The sequence below is a fragment of the Aeromonas sp. 1805 genome (genome assembly GCF_013085525.1).
In the GTDB taxonomy this organism is placed as follows: domain Bacteria; phylum Pseudomonadota; class Gammaproteobacteria; order Enterobacterales; family Aeromonadaceae; genus Aeromonas; species Aeromonas hydrophila.
Window position 1 is genome coordinate 3,806,202 of sequence record NZ_CP038515.1, and the last position, 16,288, is coordinate 3,822,489.

At 60.3% G+C, this 16,288-nt stretch carries 16 protein-coding genes and 2 pseudogenes; 13 read left to right on the forward strand and 5 right to left on the reverse strand.

What is annotated here, in order from left to right; all coding sequences use genetic code 11:
- Window positions 1–36: 36 nt before the first annotated feature.
- The 4 genes and pseudogenes from E5E96_RS17840 (at window position 37) to E5E96_RS17855 (ending at window position 2,495) form a co-directional block, all read left to right on the forward strand.
- Window positions 37–513 (forward strand): annotated as a pseudogene (locus E5E96_RS17840) (GNAT family N-acetyltransferase).
- A 108-nt stretch (window positions 514–621) separates the two neighbouring features.
- Window positions 622–1,107 (forward strand): N-acetyltransferase, encoded by a 486-nt coding sequence (locus tag E5E96_RS17845; protein WP_171282735.1) that lies wholly within the window; start codon window positions 622–624, stop codon window positions 1,105–1,107.
- Window positions 1,108–1,159: 52 nt separating this feature from the next.
- On the forward strand, window positions 1,160–1,669 hold the full coding sequence (locus tag E5E96_RS17850; RefSeq protein ID WP_171282736.1) for a GNAT family N-acetyltransferase: 510 nt from the start codon (window positions 1,160–1,162) through the stop codon (window positions 1,667–1,669).
- Window positions 1,670–1,674: 5 nt separating this feature from the next.
- A pseudogene (locus tag E5E96_RS17855) lies at window positions 1,675–2,495 on the forward strand (hypothetical protein).
- Window positions 2,496–2,574: 79 nt separating this feature from the next.
- Here the strand turns inward: E5E96_RS17855 and E5E96_RS17860 are convergent.
- Entirely contained in the window at window positions 2,575–2,778 is a 204-nt protein-coding gene (locus E5E96_RS17860) for a hypothetical protein (RefSeq protein WP_024946319.1), read from the reverse strand.
- Window positions 2,779–2,964: 186 nt separating this feature from the next.
- Here E5E96_RS17860 and E5E96_RS17865 point away from each other — a divergent pair, with 186 nt between their 5' ends.
- Window positions 2,965–3,852 carry a PhzF family phenazine biosynthesis protein gene (locus E5E96_RS17865; RefSeq protein WP_171282737.1) on the forward strand — a complete coding sequence of 296 codons (888 nt, stop codon included), beginning with the start codon at window positions 2,965–2,967 and terminating at the stop codon, window positions 3,850–3,852.
- Window positions 3,853–3,923: 71 nt separating this feature from the next.
- Here the strand turns inward: E5E96_RS17865 and E5E96_RS17870 are convergent, their stop codons facing one another.
- A complete protein-coding gene (locus E5E96_RS17870) occupies window positions 3,924–5,201 on the reverse strand; it encodes a triacylglycerol lipase (protein WP_171282738.1) in 1,278 nt (425 codons plus the stop codon).
- A 246-nt stretch (window positions 5,202–5,447) separates the two neighbouring features.
- Between E5E96_RS17870 and E5E96_RS17875 the strand changes: the two genes are divergently transcribed.
- Window positions 5,448–6,437 (forward strand): Wadjet anti-phage system protein JetD domain-containing protein, encoded by a 990-nt coding sequence (locus E5E96_RS17875; RefSeq protein WP_171282739.1) that lies wholly within the window; start codon window positions 5,448–5,450, stop codon window positions 6,435–6,437.
- A 400-nt stretch (window positions 6,438–6,837) separates the two neighbouring features.
- Here the strand turns inward: E5E96_RS17875 and E5E96_RS17880 are convergent, their stop codons facing one another.
- Entirely contained in the window at window positions 6,838–7,416 is a 579-nt protein-coding gene (locus E5E96_RS17880) for an alkylphosphonate utilization protein (RefSeq protein WP_016350625.1), read from the reverse strand.
- A gap of 225 nt (window positions 7,417–7,641) precedes the next feature.
- Between E5E96_RS17880 and E5E96_RS17885 the strand changes: the two genes are divergently transcribed.
- The 5 genes from E5E96_RS17885 to E5E96_RS17905 all read left to right on the forward strand — a co-directional run bounded on the left by E5E96_RS17885 (window position 7,642) and on the right by E5E96_RS17905 (window position 12,677).
- Window positions 7,642–8,871 carry a methyltransferase gene (locus E5E96_RS17885; protein WP_171282740.1) on the forward strand — a complete coding sequence of 410 codons (1,230 nt, stop codon included), beginning with the start codon at window positions 7,642–7,644 and terminating at the stop codon, window positions 8,869–8,871.
- A 316-nt stretch (window positions 8,872–9,187) separates the two neighbouring features.
- A complete protein-coding gene (locus E5E96_RS17890; protein WP_171282741.1) occupies window positions 9,188–10,636 on the forward strand; it encodes a chitinase in 1,449 nt (482 codons plus the stop codon).
- 454 nt (window positions 10,637–11,090) lie between these two features.
- Window positions 11,091–11,471 carry a VOC family protein gene (locus E5E96_RS17895; RefSeq protein WP_171282742.1) on the forward strand — a complete coding sequence of 127 codons (381 nt, stop codon included), beginning with the start codon at window positions 11,091–11,093 and terminating at the stop codon, window positions 11,469–11,471.
- Window positions 11,472–11,605: 134 nt separating this feature from the next.
- A complete protein-coding gene (locus tag E5E96_RS17900) occupies window positions 11,606–12,004 on the forward strand; it encodes a GFA family protein (protein WP_171282743.1) in 399 nt (132 codons plus the stop codon).
- Window positions 12,005–12,047: 43 nt separating this feature from the next.
- Window positions 12,048–12,677 carry a histidine phosphatase family protein gene (locus E5E96_RS17905; protein ID WP_171282744.1) on the forward strand — a complete coding sequence of 210 codons (630 nt, stop codon included), beginning with the start codon at window positions 12,048–12,050 and terminating at the stop codon, window positions 12,675–12,677.
- A gap of 53 nt (window positions 12,678–12,730) precedes the next feature.
- On the opposite strand, the gene E5E96_RS17910 is transcribed toward E5E96_RS17905, so the two are convergent.
- Complete coding sequence (locus tag E5E96_RS17910; RefSeq protein WP_171282745.1) at window positions 12,731–14,026, reverse strand: diguanylate cyclase; 1,296 nt, start codon at window positions 14,024–14,026, stop codon at window positions 12,731–12,733.
- A gap of 221 nt (window positions 14,027–14,247) precedes the next feature.
- Here E5E96_RS17910 and E5E96_RS17915 point away from each other — a divergent pair, with 221 nt between their 5' ends.
- Complete coding sequence (locus E5E96_RS17915) at window positions 14,248–14,658, forward strand: SRPBCC family protein (RefSeq protein ID WP_171282746.1); 411 nt, start codon at window positions 14,248–14,250, stop codon at window positions 14,656–14,658.
- Between the two features lie 98 nt (window positions 14,659–14,756).
- Here E5E96_RS17915 and smrB read toward each other — a convergent pair whose 3' ends face one another.
- Window positions 14,757–15,281 (reverse strand): endonuclease SmrB, encoded by a 525-nt coding sequence (gene smrB, locus E5E96_RS17920; RefSeq protein ID WP_011706199.1) that lies wholly within the window; start codon window positions 15,279–15,281, stop codon window positions 14,757–14,759.
- A 65-nt stretch (window positions 15,282–15,346) separates the two neighbouring features.
- Here smrB and prmB point away from each other — a divergent pair, with 65 nt between their 5' ends.
- Window positions 15,347–16,282, forward strand: a complete 936-nt coding sequence (prmB, locus tag E5E96_RS17925; protein ID WP_024945276.1) for a 50S ribosomal protein L3 N(5)-glutamine methyltransferase — start codon at window positions 15,347–15,349, stop codon at window positions 16,280–16,282.
- Window positions 16,283–16,288 lie beyond the last annotated feature (6 nt).

The window sequence follows — 16,288 nt, forward strand, 5'->3', positions numbered from 1 at the left end:
CTGTTTCTCGAGGGTAATCAAGGCTGAGGCTGATATATGACAGTGCAATTCAAGCATTTTGACGATGTGCAGGCCCCGGATTTTTTGCCGCTGCTCAACGACGCAACGATCAGAAAACACCTGATTGATCACCCATGTTTCGATCTGCAAGGGGTTGGGCGCTGGATGGACGACAAAATGCGGATCAACCAGCAGCCGGGGTGTCGTGTTCGAGCCGTGTTGATCCATGGGCAGCTGGCTGGGTAGTGCGGGATACAACCGGATGAGGATGGCGTCGAGCTGGCCATCGTCATCGGTCAGGCCCACTGGGGGGCCGGCATCGCCATATTCAGGGAGATGATGTGCTGGGCACGGGAGATGGGGCATACCGAGGTTCGTTTTCATCTGCTGGGCAGTCGTCCCGCTTATGCGGCGCTGGCCAGCAAGGCAAGCCGGGTAGAGAAGACGCACCTCTCAGGGCGGGTGTTCACCACCTATTTTCTGTCGGTTGAGAGCTGGTTTGCAGCTTGCTGACGCCATATGTGATTGGCCTGTTTGCCAATGCGCTGAATAACGTGTTTTGACATATCGACACGGCTTGAGCACCTGTCGTTTGGCCACCGCAAAGTGGCAAGGATGGCGATGAATCTTGAATTCAAAAAAATAAATCTGGCGCGTGACTATGAGTTTTGTGTGGTGGCCCGTCGGGACGCCTATGTTTGCAGCTTCCATCGCAACGAGGGATTTGAGGAGTTTCTGACGGGCTATCGGGAGCGGATGGCGACGAGGCTGGGCAACAAAGAGTGGCATTATCTGCATGTCTGGCAGGGGGGCGAGATAGTGGGGCAGCTGGAGTTTTGCACTGTCTCAGCCGAACCGGAAACCGGCTACATATACCTGATCTATTTGACGCCACAGGCTCGTGGTCAAGGCATGGCCGATCTGCTGCTGCAATATATCGGTCGCACCTTGTGGCAGGCTGGCTGCCGGCGAGTGGTGTTGTCGGTCAGCCGTCTCAACCCGCGGGCGCTGCGTTTCTATCGGCGCAGCGGGTGGCAATATCGGGGGCCCAACCCCAAGCATGCCGAGACAGATTTCTATGAATATTGGTTGCCGGATCCAGCGTGATCAGTAGCCGTATTTGAACGGGAAAAACAAAGTCCCATGGAGGGGAAAATAGATGGAAGTGAGACAAGTCCGGGTATCGGATGCAGATAACCTGCTGGCCTTGATGAACAGACTCGACAATGAAACAACCTTTATGCTCTATGAGCCGGGTGAGCGCACCACGACTGAGATCGAGCAAGCTCAAATATTGGCCTCGTTTGTCGATGCAAACAACAAAGTCATGCTGGTACTGTCAGAGCATGACGAGATTGCAGGTTTTATTGTCGGTATCGGTCAACCGGCAAATCGCAACAAACATGTACTGTATTGCGTTATCGGCATTCAACTCTCTGCAACTGGACAGGGCTTTGGCAAAAAAATGATGTCTTCGCTGGAGGCGTGGGCCAGGGCGCATGGCTTTACCCGTATGGAGTTGAGCGTCATGTGTCACAATGCCCGGGCTTGTGCGCTATACCGCACCTGCGGATTCGAGGTGGAAGGGGTCAAACGCAATACGATGAGAGTCGATGGTGCATATGTCGATGAATATGTGATGGCCAAGCTGATTGAGGAGGTGGCATGAGCAAGATGCAGTGGCAGGTTTCCTGGAACGTCGCTCGGTCGTCAAGGTGTGCGCGCAGTGGGGTGTCGCTTGTGCTGGTGTCGCTGCTGGGCTGGCTGCAGATCATGGCGCCAGCTTATGCCGAGGAGCCGCAGCTCGGGGTCGAGTATCGCCCTCTGGTACAGAAGGTGATCGATGCGGCCAAGGCGCGGGATCCAAAGATCCTTGCCCGTCAGATCAAATACCCCTTCAAGCAGGAGTATCCCACCCCGGTCATCAAGAATTCGTCCGAGATGGTGGCCCGTTTCGACGAGGTGTTTGATGACGCCATTTTAAACCGCATTGCCAGCTCCCGGGTCGGGCAGGATTGGCAGGACATGGGCTGGCGCGGCATCATGCTGGGCAGTGGCGAGGTGTGGCTGGATTTTGATGGCAAGGTGATCGGCATCAATCATCAGACGGCGCAGGCTGCAAAACGCAAGGCCGAGCTTGTCGCCAAACAGAAAAGCGATCTTTATCCCGGCCTGCGGGAGTACCTGCGCCCCGCGCTGATGTGGCAGACCGAGAAATTTACCATTCGCATCGACGAGCTGGGTGACGGCCGTTATCGCTATGCCTCCTGGGCCAAGGGCAAGGCGCTCAGCGACAAGCCGGATCTGGTGCTCAGAATGGCACCGTCAGGGTGGAGGGCACGGGAGGCAACCACACCTATCTATTCACCAGCAGCCCTTACCGCTACGAGTGCGCCGTGACCGTTTTGGGTGAACGCGGCACGCCGCCGGGTGAGTTGGTGGTCTATCAGAACGAGGTTGCCATCATGCACCAGCCGGTGATCAAGGTGCTCTGATATCCCGTGATCTGCCCGGAACGTTCAACGCGCGGCCAAGAGCCGCGCTTTTGTTATCTGTAATCGCTGATGGCTTTCGCTAGCCCTGCGGCACTCGAACCCCCTTGTCGAGATAGAGGCTGCTGTAGTGGGCACGGTGGGTGACAAACATCACCTGATGACGGCTGCCATCGGAGAGGATGATGAAATCACCGGCCTGGGCGGGAGTGTGCAGGCTGATTTCATGTTCGGGGGCGGTCAGCTTGTCGACCTCCTCCTTGAAGGTGAGGGTGTAAGAATACATAGGGTGCTCCACAACAGGACCTTATACAGACACGCATCAAACGTAGCTGCTGTGGCCCGGATCTGCGGCGCCCAAGCGGCACCCGCGCACCATTTAATTTACCGGCCGCGGCGGGCTCGCTATCTTATGGAAAGCGGCCCGCGGCAAGTGCAGGCTAATCATGTCGGCGACAGTCAGGAGCGAGCGATGACAGAGCGTGAGTGGGAACCCGAGTTGGTGCGCATTGCCGCCTTCTCCACCGGTACCAACGGCGGCAATCCGGCCGGTGTCTGGCTGGGGCCGCAGCTGCCCGGTGTCGAGCAGATGCAGCGCATCGCTGCGGAAGTGGGCTTTTCGGAGACCGCGTTCGCCGCGCCCTTGCCCACGCCAGCAACGCCGGTGGATAAGCAGGCTGGCCCGCGGCAGTGGCGGGTTCGCTACTTTTCTCCCGCCGCCGAGGTGCCGTTTTGCGGCCACGCCACCATTGCCCTCGGGGTGGCGCTGGCCCGTCGGGTTGGCGCCGGCGAGTATCAGCTGCAACTCAATCAGGCCACCATCTCGGTCTCGAGCTGGCTGGATGGGGAAGGGGAGTGGCAGGCGGCGCTGCAATCGCCCCCCACTCGCAGCAAGCCAGCCCCTGCCGAACTGGTGAGGGCCGCGCTGGCGCTGTTTGGTTATACCCAGGCAGATCTGGATCCCCGCATTCCACCGGCCCTCATTCATGGCGGTGCCGATCACCTGGTGCTTGCGCTCAACAGTCGCGCCGCCCTGGCGGCCATGCACTACCAGATGGCCGAAGGACGAACCCTGATGCAGCGAGAGGGGCTGGTCACTATCTTGCTGGTGTATGCCGCCCGCGAGCAGCTGTTTCATACCCGCAACCCCTTTGCCTATGGTGGCGTGTATGAGGATCCCGCCACCGGTGCCGCCACCGCGGCCTTTGCCGGTTACCTGCGGGATCTGCACTGGCCCCACGGCGGCATCATCGATCTCTTTCAAGGGGAGGATATGGGGATGGCGTCGCACCTGCATGCCGAGATCCCCCCCGAGCCCGGCAGCTCAATCCGGGTATTTGGCCGCGCCCGCCTGATGTGATCGCCAGACAATGAAAAAACTGCCAGCTGGCGGTTTTTTACTTTATGTCGGGGCAAGCCGGCTGCTTTGGCCTATTGCGGGTCGTGCTCCCCAGCCGGGCTCTGTTCCTGGTGATCGCTCTGTAGCCAGTGCAGCAGCTGGCGAGCCACCTGCGGGCTGCCAAGCAGCGCCATGTGGCTGGTACGATAGGCAATCATGGTATGGGCGGGGAGAAAGGCCAGCTGGTGGCGTGCCTCGTCATGCAGACCAAGGGCACTGCGCAGGGGCACCAGACCATCACCAATCAACCGATCTGCCAGCACGCTGCGTTTGGCCGCCGTGGTGGCCGCAATGGCAAAACAGCGCACTCCGCCGGGCAGGGGCAAGGGGGCGCGAGGATCGACCAAGAGGGAAGAAGGGGAATTCCGGGCTGAGGATGAGTCCATCACCTTGCCGTGGCGCAGATCCTTGATGCCGACGCTGCGCAGCTGTGCCAGCCTGACGAACGGCTCGCTGTAGGCAGTCGCCGGCAGCAGTTGCTCCAGCCAGTGGCCAGCAGATTCGAGCGGTGCGCCATGATGGGGCGTACCGAGGAACAACAGGTTTTTAAGGTGAGCCGGCCAGGCCTGGGCGGCCAGGTCGGCGCTGTGACAGGCGCTGCGGATCACCAGCCCGCCCATGCTGTAGGCCAGCACGCTGATCTCGCCAAGGCCGCCGGGCCAGTGGGTCGCCAGTTGTTCCAGCTGACGGGCCAGTGCTTGACCGTTCTGCACGATGGAGAGGCCCGAGTTGTAGCGCACATAGATGGGCAGGTAACCCAGCGCCTTGGCCAGCGTCTCCCCGTGATTGACCGGCGCATCCTGATGCCGGGTCTGCCACTGCAGATCGTTCATGCACAGCCCGTGCACCATCAGCAGCACCCGTGCGCGAGGGGGCAGTGGCGCTGGCAGGGCCGGCCAGCTCAGGGGCTTGCCGAGATAACGCAGGGTCATGGGGGTCGCCAGGGCATTGTGACTCTCGACCAGCTTGTCCCCCATCACACCATTGAGGGTGGCGAGCAGGGCGGCGCGGCTGGGCGTGTCGGGTATTTGCTGCAAAGGCGGGGCTGGCGGCAGATGGGCAAGCAGGGCATGGATACCGCTGCCCAGCGCGCTGGCGGCGCCATGTACTCCTTTGTAAACCAGCCCGGTGATCCCCGTCGTCTTTCCTTCCTCCCGCCCCTTGAAGCCCATGCCGCTCAATACCGCCTGATGGACGGCTTCGGTGAGCTGTATCGTTGCAGGCAGGGCCTGAATGAACAGTCGGGTCAGCTCGCGAATGTCTGCAAGCTGCCAGGAGGAGGCGGGTTGCGGTGCTGTTGGTTGCGTCATGAAAAGCCCCTGTGAAGGTATCGCCGGCCTGCTCCCACCCGGCAGCGGGGCGGCTGTATGACAACCAGCTTGCGCCGTTTGTCCCGGGTTTGCCAGTGACGCGCCGGCGGTTCTTGGCGAGAAGGCTACCTAGTGCGCCTAAAGGCTAGGAGCGTGATCTTTCCTTGGTGCGAGTCGGGTCACGGCAGCGAGCAGTAAAATCCACTCTACTTCTTTTCCATATGGCACCGAAATGGGGAGGCAAAGATGTCACTGTTTGATGAGCGTAGGGTACAGGATTTGTGTGTGCGCATGCTGGCGGGTACCAATGAGAAAGGGGATTCACTTGCTAGCAGGCATGGCCGTGAGTTGCATACCCTGTTGCAGGCAGTGGACGGAATCAAGCCGGTGGGGCGAGGCGCTCGTCATGTGCTGACTGATGCCGGGCGTGCTTATCTCACCGGACAGCTAGCGCAAGTGGCGCCAACGATGGCGAACAGGCGTGACACTTTACTTGCTCTCGGGGTGGATCTGCCTACGAGCCTCAACCAGGCCAGCTTTCATGCCCTCTGGTATGGGGACAGCAAGAGTGGGATAGGTCCAGATAATGATGCTATCGAGATAACATTGACACAGGATGAGGTGGTCCGGCTGCGTACCATGAGCCCGTTGCGACTCATTGATAAGAGCGGCCAGCGTCATGATATGACGGCACAGTTGGCGCTATTGGGAGAGCTGGTCTTGCCGGAGCGTTGTCTTTGCAAGTTGCAGGGCATCGAGTGGCAAGGGCAGCAGATAGTCACGGTGGAGAACAAGGGGGCCTTCGTGGATTACCCGTTGCAAGCAGGGGAGTTGTTGCTTTATGTGCCTGGCCGCAATACCAGACTGGCGCGGCAAGTGATCCCGCTGCTGCCGGCGGTTGTTCCTTGGGCCCACTTTGGCGACCTGGATCAGCGGGGATTGGATATTGCTGCTGAACTGGCTAATGTCCTCCATCGCCCCTTGGTGCTCTGGTTGCCCGACGCATTGGTGGCGTATGTTCATCACTATGCCCGCCCGCTGACTCAGCGTCTGGAGGGGCAACTGATCAGCAGAGGTAAGACGCCCTGGAGCATTGAGCCTGAGACCGGCGGGCAGGGCAATCCGCTGGCAGAGGCGCTCATGCATCTGATTGGACAAGGTCTGTGGCTGGAGCAGGAGGTATTGGTACTGGCTAGGGGATGGCAAGCATGGCCATTGAACGTAGATTGCGACTGATGTCGCCATAAAAAAACCGCCATCAGGCGGTTTTTTTATGCTGCCAGCCCTTATTTCAGGGCTTTCTTCAGCTTCTTGATCTTGCTCTCGTGCTTGGCAATTTTCTCAAGGCGGGCGGCAATCTTCTGCTTGATCTCTTTCTTGCTGACTTTGGCCATCTGGCGTGCTCCTTTTGCAGTAATGACACTCGCGGTGTCGGGGGTAGGTCAGTCCATGAAACGCCAGAGTGCCACAGGGTTGCTGATGACACCAACTTTTCGCTCAAAATAACGGCAGGCAGCATGCCGGCGTAGGGCCTTGTGTCGCGACGGGCTGCAGCAAGAAGAGGGGGATGGCGGGCAATCGGCAGGCACAAAAAAAGCGCCCCGTGGGGCGCTCTTGCTAGCAGGGCTGAGGGCGATCATGCCTTTTTCAGGTAGGCGGCGACCAGCACGATCTGCACGCCGTTGACCTTGCCTTCGATGTGCAGCGGGTTGTTGGTGAGGCGGATGCCCTTCACCAGGGTGCCGCGTTTGGCGGTGAAGCCCGCGCCCTTGACGTCCAGATCCTTGATCAGGGTCACCGAGTCACCTTCGACCAATACGGCGCCGTTGGAGTCGACTGTGGGCACGCTGTCGTCATCGTCGCTGGCCATGCCCGCTTCGGCCCAGGCTTTGGTCTCTTCTTCCATGTACATCATGTCCAGCATGTCCTGGGCCCAGACCTCGCCTTGAGCGGAGAGGTTCTTCAACTGGCGCCACGCCATGACCTGTACCGCAGGCACCTGGCTCCACATGCTGTCGCCCAGGCAACGCCAGTGGTTGACCACTGTGGTCGCCGGCTGCTCCAGCTGGCCACGGCAGGTGTCGCACAGGGCAACGCTGTGATCATCATCGCTGGCCGGAGAGTGGGGGACCGCGAAGGCAGTCAGCGCCTGTTCGGCACCGCACAGTTCACACTTGGCGCCCGCGCGCGCTTGCAGGATGGCATTGATGGTCATGTTTTGGTTCCATTCACGTTGGTAAAATGGCCCGCGATGGGCAGGCCAAGATAATGAAGGGGCGGAATATACCACAAAACCCCGCTCTTTGTCAGGCTAAGCCCGGTCGCGGGCCTGCTGCCGACCAGCGGAGGCATCATCGGGACCTGTTGGCGCAGGAGGACTGCGGGACAGCTGTGATGGCGCAGCATAGATGAGAGTGCTTTTTGACGCGGGATCGCTAGAATGAGCCTCCATTTTGACGGCAGAACAGGGGCACGCGTGCTGGCTCAACGTTTTCAACAACTGGATCGACTGCTGAGCGAAGCCCGGCACTGGTGGCAATACCAACCCTACCACCACCTGGACCTGGCCTTTGCCAAGGCGGCGCCGGCACTGGCTGAGCGGCTCAATGCCCTGTCGCTGGCCGAGATTGAGCGGCTTGATGGCGACATGCCTGCCCTGTGCGAGCTGCTGGCCCCCTGGATCCCGCAGGGCTCAGCGCTGCATGCCCTGAGCGCGCTGCCGACCCTGACGGCCGAGCCCATCCCGTGCGAGCGGACCATGGCGATGTACATGCCGGGGCGCAAGCAGGCCCAGATTGAAGCCTTCACTGCCTGTCTGCCCGCGCACCGCGGCCCCTATCTGGAGTGGTGTGCGGGCAAGGGGCACCTGGGGCGGCTGGTCTCCCTGCACCGTCAAGCCGAGGTGCTGAGCCTGGAGCTGCAGGCGCCATTGTGCGAGGAGGGGCGCCAGCTGGCCGCTCGCGACGGCGCCCGGATGGCATTTGTCTGTGCCGACGCCTTCGCCGATGAGACGGCCCAGCTGATCGCCTCGGCCCATCACGCCATGGCGCTGCATGCCTGCGGCGAGCTGCACACCCATCTGATTGAACAGGTGGCGGCGCGCGGTGCCGAGGGGGTGACCCTCTCCCCCTGCTGTTATCACCTGATCCGCACCAGCCACTACCGGCCGCTCTCCGGCCCTGCCAAGGCCAGTGTGCTGCAGCTTGCCAAGAGCGATCTGAAGTTGCCGCTGCAGGAGACGGTTACCGGCGGCGCCCGTATCGCCCGCCTGCGCGAGCAGGAGGTGGCCTGGCGGCTGGCCTTTGATTGCCTGCAGCGCCAGGTGCGCGGGGTGGACGAGTATCTGCCGGTGCCCAACATGCAAAAGAGCCTGCTGACTGGCACCTTCGAGGATTTCTGTGGCTGGGCCGCCGAGCGAAAGGGGTTGGTGTTGCCGACCGGCCTCGACTACGCCGGGTTTCTGGCAAAAGGGGAGGCGCGCTATGGCGATGTCGCCCGTATGGAGCTGGTGCGTCACCTGTTTCGTCGTCCGCTGGAACTCTGGCTGGTGCTGGATCGCGCCCTCTTCCTGCAAGAGCAGGGCTACCGAGTGGAGGTGGGGGAGTTTTGCGACAAACCCATGACTCCCCGCAATATCCTGATCCGCGCGGTGCGAGCACGGCACGGATAAGCGGTGGGCCTCGTCGTGGCGGGGCCTGTTGCAACGCTGTGCGGTTTGCCCTTTGGTGCTTCCCGTTGAGGCGATCGTGTCGTTGAAAGAGCGGTGTGACCGCTCTTTTCTCATTTTTCTTCGGTTTATTTTTATATAACCGAAAGACTCGCCATCACATCGCTTCACAATGCATTTTATGCTTGCCAACCGGCAGAGTGAATTGGCTCACAGTTCCGACAATACTCTTAATTTTCATCGTGAATTTAGTGGCCTGTAGGATTATTCTCGAGGCGACTCTTATTCCGACGTTATTCTGACATAAGGACTGTCTGTTATGTTCAAGCCTACACATTGTGCCTGGCTGGTTGCGGCTGCCTGCGCATTGCCAAGTTATGCCATGAATATTCAACCCGACCCGAAAAATACCGGTGGATATGTCATTGCCGCCCCGGATCTGGCGGCGGTGGAAAAAACCAAGACGGCCAATCCCATGTATGGGATTTGGGCAAAGGCGTTGGCGACACGTTCCAATACCATTGTCGATGCCATCAAGCCAAGGGCGGCCAGTAATCCGGATAACGTCAAACGGGTCGAGCGGGTATTCACCGAATCGGATTGGGATTATTTAACCCAGATGGCGGCGCCGGAATATACCTATGAGCGCTTCTTGCGGGCAGTCGGGAAATTCCCGGCTTTTTGCGGCGAATATACCGATGGCCGCGATGCCGATGCCATCTGCAAAAAATCTATCATCACCGCCTTTGCCCATTTCGCCCAGGAAACCGGCGGCCACATCGCCAAGGAGAATATCTCCGACAACCCGCTGGCGCTGGAGGAGTGGCAGCAGGCGCTGGTGCACGTGCGCGAGATGGGCTGGTCGGAGGGGCAGACCGGCTACACCACCGGCTGCGGCCAGAACGACTGGCAGAACAAGAAGTGGCCCTGCAGCACAGGTCAGGGTTATTTCGGCCGTGGCGCCAAGCAGCTCTCCTATCATTTCAACTACGGCGCCTTCTCCGAGGCGATGTTTGACGGTGATGCGTCCGTGCTGCTCAACAATCCCGGGTTGGTGGCGGACTCCTGGCTCAACCTCGCCTCCGCCATCTGGTTCTTCCTGACCCCGCAGGCACCCAAACCCGCCATGCTGCACGTGATTGATCGCACCTGGGTGCCCTCCCAACGCGAGATCGCCGCCGGTATCGGCTACGGCTTTGGTACCACCATCAACGTCATCAATGGCGGCATCGAGTGCGGCGAGCAGAACAAGAACAAGGGCCAGCCGGTCAACCGCATCCGCTACTGGGAAGGGCTGGCCGAGCACTATCAGATCCCCGTCAAGGCTGACGAGAAGAACACCTGCTGGCAGCAGACCCCCTATGGCAGCCTCAACCTCAACGGCGCCACCGACGTGCTCTACACCAACTGGGATGGCAACTGGAAATACTATCCGGATCGGCCCGGCGGCTACTCGTTCGAATGTGAGCTGGTGGGGTTCCAGACCGCCTACTCGGCGTTGGTGCCGGGGGATTACGAGAAGTGCGTGACCAACTTCTACGGCTCCCACGCCAACTGGCCCAAGGTGCGGGTAGTGGCCAAACTGGATCCTGCGCCGGTTGATCCGACCGATCCTCCCGTGGGCGATGTGGCGGCCTGGAGTGCCAGCAAGGTCTATACGGCGGGCAACAAGGTGAGCTACAAAGGCGCCATCTATCAGGCCAAGTGGTGGACCCAGGGCAATGAACCGGGCAAGGGTGATCCCTGGGTGCTGGTGCCGGCGAAATAGCGTAAAGCGGCTGGTATCAATAAACTCGGCAATGGATAACACCTCTCTTGCCAAGTCGGGGGACATATTGTCCCCCTTTTCGACATCCTGCCTTGTGAAAAAAAACCAGTGTCTAATTGGATGGGGTAGGGTGCAGTGTTGGATGTTTATCAGCGTATAGTCGTGCTCGGTGATAAAAATATCCGACAACAATGGGTGAGGGTGGGTATGGTCAGTCGGAAATATCGCGCTGGCCCTGTTTTAAATCTGGGCTGTGTGTGATCAGACAGTATTTATGAAGGCCGGCATTGGTGACTGTCAGGAGTTATTGTGCTGCCTCCTTTTTTTCACTAGGTACCCATCGCCAGAATATTCATCTCTATGGAAGCAGGCATATCCAGCGGTTAAAAAGCATTGGCCATTACCCCGCAATGGGGTATCACTGTGCCGATGAGTGAAAATCAGAGGAGACTTCATGTTCAATATTGCCATGCATTTTGAAATCCCGGTGACGGATATGGCGCGTGCCACGGCATTTTACCGCCGTGTGTTTGGCATCGAGTTTGAGTTGACCCAAATTGATGGCAACGAGATGGCGCTGTTCCCGCTGACAGAAGGGGTGGAGGGTTGCTCCGGCGCCTTGGCCAAAGGGGAGAGCTATGTGCCCAGTATCGACGGCACGCGGATCTATCTCGCGGTCAGCGAGATTGAGCGGGTGATGGCGAGGGCCCAGGCGGCCGGGGCCCTACTGCTTTACCCGGTGACTCAGGTCGGGGAGGGCATCAAGGTGGCCGAGTTTCAGGACCCGGAAGGCAACCGGATTGCATTGCAGGAGCGCAGGCTGTTGGCCTCATGAGCCATCCCGCAGCTGGTTTTGTGATGGGGGGTGGCCGACGAGGGCGCAACATGGTACTCATCTGATCCTTCCGTGGCCGCAATGGCGCAGCCACGTCAGCGACGACAAGCGACAACAAGACACAAGGAGGAGTGATGAAGGGACATTGTCTGTGCGGCGGGATTGAGGTCTTGGCCGGCGATCACCAGGAGGTGGGGCTGTGCCACTGCAGTACCTGTCGGCGCTGGTCGGGCGGCCCCCTGTTTGCGGTGCACTGTGGCAAGGAGGTGCGCTTTCGCGGGCTCACCCCGGTGGCCTATCGCTCCTCGGAGTGGGCTGAGCGAGGATTTTGCCCCACCTGCGGTACCCACCTTTTCTATCACCTGTTGCCGACGGATGAGTACATAGTGCCGGCCGGCCTGTTTCAGAGCGAATCCTTCCAGCTGGCGAGCCAGATCTTCATCGATGAAAAGCCCGATTTCTACGAGCTGAAAAACGAGACACCGACCCTGACCGGTCAGCAGGTGTTCGATCAATTTGCCCCCAAGCCGTGAGAACGGGCAGCGCGAGCATCGGCCGCAATCAAAGGAACAGGCAATGCAACTGATGGTGATGCGCCACGGGCAAACCCCGGCCAATGCCGAGGAGCGCTATCAGGGGGCACTGGATATCGGTCTGAGCGACACCGGGGTGGCCCAGATCAGAGCCCAGGCAAAGGCACTGGCCTTGGCGCAGGCTCCGTTTCAGCGGCTGCTGAGTTCCCCCTTGCTGCGGGCACGGCAAAGCGCGGCCTTGGTGGCGGACGAGCTGGGGTTGCCGGTGACGCTCGCCCCCGCTTTTCGTGAGCGCCATGTCGGGGTGTTCGAGGGACTGACCCAACAAGAGGCGAGGGAGCGTTACCCTGCGCTGTGGGCACGCAACATCACCCGGCGCTGGGCCGAGGCGCCACCTGGCGGCGAGTCGCTGGACGCAGTCATTGCCCGGGTCGGGCAGGGACTGGCAGAACTGACGCAGAGCAGCCGCCAGGAACGGGTGCTGCTGGTGGCGCACGGCGTGGTGGCCAAGGTGATCCGGGCGCTGACCGTGGCGGGATTTGACGACTTCTTCGAGTGGCAGCTGGCCAACGGGGCCGTGCTGGAGGTGTCGCTGGCATGTGGCGAGGCTGGCGGGCCGCTGGGTTTCTTTGCCCGGCCGGGCAGTGAACATGGCGCCGCAGCCTTGAATTGAGCCAAAGGTGCCAGGCCTGATAAGTGTTTCTCAGGCCTGACGCGTATTGCCTGTCAGGGGGTATCTGGCAGTGCTTTTCTTGAGCAGTTGCGCCCCTGTTTCTTGGCCAGATAGAGGGCGGTATCGGCCCGGCGCACCATGCGCTCCACCGTATCCTGCGGGCCCAGGCTGGCACTGATGCCGATGCTGATGGTGAGCGGCACCTCGGTGCCTGCGCCCAGCTGATGCAACTGCGACTCGACGGCGAGGCGGATCCGCTCCGCACTGGCCCAGGCCAGCTCCAGGGAGGTTTCCGGCAGCAGCACGATGAACTCCTCGCCGCCCCAGCGGCCCAGCATGTCCACCTCCCGCAGTTGTTTGGCGACCCGTCTGACCAGGCTGAGAATGGCCTGATCCCCTTGCTGATGGCCATAGGTGTCGTTGATCTGCTTGAAGTGATCGATGTCGATCAACAGCAGGCTCATGGTGTGGCCGAAGCGCTGGCAGCGCTGCATCTCCAGCTTGACCAGCTCGTCGAAGCGGCGCCGGTTGGCGATCCCGGTGAGGGGATCCGTGGTGGCTGCCACCTTGAGCTCCTCCACCAGCCGGGCCCGCTCCGAGATATCCCGCAGGATGGCGGTCATCTCGGTGGTCTGGCCCAGGTTGATCTTGGCGATGGTCACCTCCAGCGGAAATTCGCTGCCATCGCGACGCAGCCCCATCACGGAGGCGCGGGCATGCATGGGGCGCGAGTTGATGGGGGAGTTGCTGAAGGCCTTGAAGTAGCCGTCGTGGTTGGCCCGAAAGCGCTGGGGCAGCAGGGTCTCCAGCCGTTTGCCGAGGTAGCTTTCGTCCACCCCGAACATCTCGCAGGCGGCAGTGTTGATAAGTTCGATGCGCGACTCGCTGTTGACACTGATGATGCCGTCGTAGGCGGAGTTGACCACCGCCTCGAAGCGCTTGCGGCTCATCTTGAGCGCCTCCTCCAGCTGCTTTTTGACGGTGATGTCGATGGCGGTGACCATGATACGGGTGATGCGGGACTGCTCGGGAATGATGGGGGAGATGACAAAGCGCCACCAGCTGGTGCGCGACAGGGTGTCGATGGGCAGCTCGCTCTCGAGCCCCGTCTGCTGGCTCACGCACTCGTGCATCGGCTGCTCGATGCTGCCGGTGATGTAGCGAGGAAACATTTCGTTCAGGCGTTTGCCGATGCTGCCGAGCACGTCCAGCTCGAAGGCCTGGGCAAAGGTGTCGTTGGCGGAGACCAGGGTAAAGCGATCGTCGTTATCGAGGGAAAACACCGCAACGGCGGCACCGATGGCATCGAGAGACGACTTGATGTCGGCATGGGAACCCTGTGTGAACATGCAACCTCCAAGGCGAATAACGTATTGATATTCAGTATAGTGCGGCCGTTTTTGATCCTTGTCCCGCAGGCAGAAGCAACGCCTTGCCACTGGGTTGGCGGTAATGCGTCCCGCCAGATGGACTGGCTCGACGCCATTGGTTGGGCTTTACTTGCTGGCATCCGCAAGCGAGCTGGCCGGCATGGCCAGTCATCCCACAGCAAACTAGCACGGAGCGCGTCATGAAGATCAGCATCGAGGCACATATCGAGCAGGAGATAGAGGCCATCTGGTGGGCCTGGAACGATCCGGACTGCATCGCCAGATGGAATGCAGCCTCCAGCGACTGGCACACCACCGGCAGCCGGGTCGACTTGGTGGTGGGCGGGCGTTTCTGTCATCACATGGCCGCCAAGGATGGCAGCGCCGGTTTTGATTTCACCGGCACCTTTACCCGGGTGGAGGCGCCGACCCGCCTCTCGTTCGTGATGGATGACGGGCGCGAGGTGGATGTGCAGTTTGTCAGCGAACCGGGCGGCACCTGGGTGCAGGAAACCTTCGATGCCGAGACGAGCCACACCCCGGCCCAGCAGCAGGCGGGCTGGCAGGGGATCCTCGACAACTTCAAGCGATATGTGGAAGCGGTGGGTTAGGGGAGGCGCCTGCGTCCATAAAAAAACCACCGCCAGGTCGCGGTGGTTTTTTTATGCTGCTCTGGACGTGCGTCAGAGCATGCCAGCAGGCGGGAGCGTTACTCCTCGATATCCAGCAGCACCAGGATGGCGCTGTCGCCGCCCCACTCGCGGGGGGCCTGATGGAACGCCTGCACGTTGGGGTGCTGGGCCAGCCAGCTTGGAATACGCTGCTTGAGGATATGTTTGCCGATGCCGTGCATCACGGAGGCGACGTGGATGTTCTCTTTTTGGCAGAGGGTCAGCAGGGCTGCCAGCTCCTGTTTGGCCTGCTGCTGGTTCATGCCGTGCAGGTCCAGGTAGATCTCTGGCGGATAGCTGCCGCGCTTGAGCTTTTTCAGCTCGAATTTTGACACATCTTCACGCACGTAACGGGTCGGTCCATCGGCCTCGAGATGGGGTTGGTACTCATCGCTGAAATAGTGGTCAACCCCAAGCTTTTCGCGGCTCTCACGCAGTTCGCGTTTCTGCTTGACCGGGCGCAGGTCGGCCCTTATGGTATCTTGCTTGATTTTCCGGGTACCTTTTATCGCATCGCGGAACAGCTGGGTTTCCTCGTCTGTCGGTGAGGGCGTTTTTTTCATCAGGTACTCGTCTTGCTCGCTGTATAGAATTCTCGGGCCGGATATTACTCGACTTGGAGGTGGATTTGGACAAGATATTTATCGATGAGGTGGTTGCCGAGATGCACACCATCCAGGACATGTTGCGCTGGGCCATGAGTCGTTTCAACGACGCCGGGATCTTCTACGGACATGGTACCGACAACGCCTGGGATGAAGCCGTGCAGCTGGTACTGCCCGCGCTACATCTGCCGCCGGACGTGGATCCGGGCATGCGCCACTCCCGTCTGACCACCAGCGAACGGCACCGCATCGCCGAGCTCATCATCCGCCGCGTGCAGGAGCGGGTACCGGCCGCCTACCTGACCAACAAGGCCTGGTATGCCGGTTGGGAGTTCTACGTGGACGAGCGGGTGCTGATCCCCCGTTCCCCCATCGCCGAGATGGTGGCCAACCGCTTCGCTCCCTTCCTCAAGCATGAACCGACCCGGATCATGGATTTGTGCACCGGCTCCGGCTGCATCGCCATCATCATGGCTCACGAGTTCCCACAAGCCGAAGTGGATGCCATCGACATCAGCGTCGATGCCCTCAATGTGGCCGAGCGCAACATCAACGATCACGGGCTGGAGCAGCAGGTCATTCCGATCCGCTCCGATCTGTTCCGCGATCTGCCGGTCGGCGACAAGTACGATCTCATCGTCTCCAACCCGCCTTACGTGGATTCCGAAGACATGTCGGATCTGCCGGATGAGTTTCGTCACGAACCCGAGCTGGCGCTGGCCTCCGGCTCTGACGGCCTCAAGCTCACCAAGCGCCTGCTGGCCAATGCCGCCGACTTCCTCAAAGAGGATGGCGTGCTGGTGGTCGAGGTGGGCAACAGCATGATCCATCTGGAAGCCCAGTTCCCGGACGTGCCCTTTACCTGGGTCGAATTCGAGAACGGCGGTCACGGCGTGTTCGTGATGAGCCGTGCCGATCTGGTGCAATACCAGGACTATTTCGCGATTTACAAGAGCTAAGCAGGA

What these genes read in the sequence shown, in the direction of transcription:
- E5E96_RS17910 (WP_171282745.1), bottom strand. Translation starts at nt 14,026, where the DNA reads ATGTTCACACAGGGTTCCCATGCCGACATCAAGTCGTCTCTCGATGCC.
- E5E96_RS17880 (WP_016350625.1), bottom strand. Translation starts at nt 7,416, where the DNA reads ATGACCATCAATGCCATCCTGCAAGCGCGCGCGGGCGCCAAGTGTGAA.
- E5E96_RS17870 (WP_171282738.1), bottom strand. Translation starts at nt 5,201, where the DNA reads ATGACGCAACCAACAGCACCGCAACCCGCCTCCTCCTGGCAGCTTGCA.
- E5E96_RS17905 (WP_171282744.1), top strand. Translation starts at nt 12,048, where the DNA reads ATGCAACTGATGGTGATGCGCCACGGGCAAACCCCGGCCAATGCCGAG.
- E5E96_RS17865 (WP_171282737.1), top strand. Translation starts at nt 2,965, where the DNA reads ATGACAGAGCGTGAGTGGGAACCCGAGTTGGTGCGCATTGCCGCCTTC.
- E5E96_RS17875 (WP_171282739.1), top strand. Translation starts at nt 5,448, where the DNA reads ATGTCACTGTTTGATGAGCGTAGGGTACAGGATTTGTGTGTGCGCATG.
- E5E96_RS17915 (WP_171282746.1), top strand. Translation starts at nt 14,248, where the DNA reads ATGAAGATCAGCATCGAGGCACATATCGAGCAGGAGATAGAGGCCATC.
- smrB (WP_011706199.1), bottom strand. Translation starts at nt 15,281, where the DNA reads ATGAAAAAAACGCCCTCACCGACAGACGAGGAAACCCAGCTGTTCCGC.
- E5E96_RS17885 (WP_171282740.1), top strand. Translation starts at nt 7,642, where the DNA reads ATGAGCCTCCATTTTGACGGCAGAACAGGGGCACGCGTGCTGGCTCAA.
- E5E96_RS17845 (WP_171282735.1), top strand. Translation starts at nt 622, where the DNA reads ATGAATCTTGAATTCAAAAAAATAAATCTGGCGCGTGACTATGAGTTT.
- E5E96_RS17860 (WP_024946319.1), bottom strand. Translation starts at nt 2,778, where the DNA reads ATGTATTCTTACACCCTCACCTTCAAGGAGGAGGTCGACAAGCTGACC.
- E5E96_RS17895 (WP_171282742.1), top strand. Translation starts at nt 11,091, where the DNA reads ATGTTCAATATTGCCATGCATTTTGAAATCCCGGTGACGGATATGGCG.
- E5E96_RS17900 (WP_171282743.1), top strand. Translation starts at nt 11,606, where the DNA reads ATGAAGGGACATTGTCTGTGCGGCGGGATTGAGGTCTTGGCCGGCGAT.
- E5E96_RS17850 (WP_171282736.1), top strand. Translation starts at nt 1,160, where the DNA reads ATGGAAGTGAGACAAGTCCGGGTATCGGATGCAGATAACCTGCTGGCC.
- E5E96_RS17890 (WP_171282741.1), top strand. Translation starts at nt 9,188, where the DNA reads ATGTTCAAGCCTACACATTGTGCCTGGCTGGTTGCGGCTGCCTGCGCA.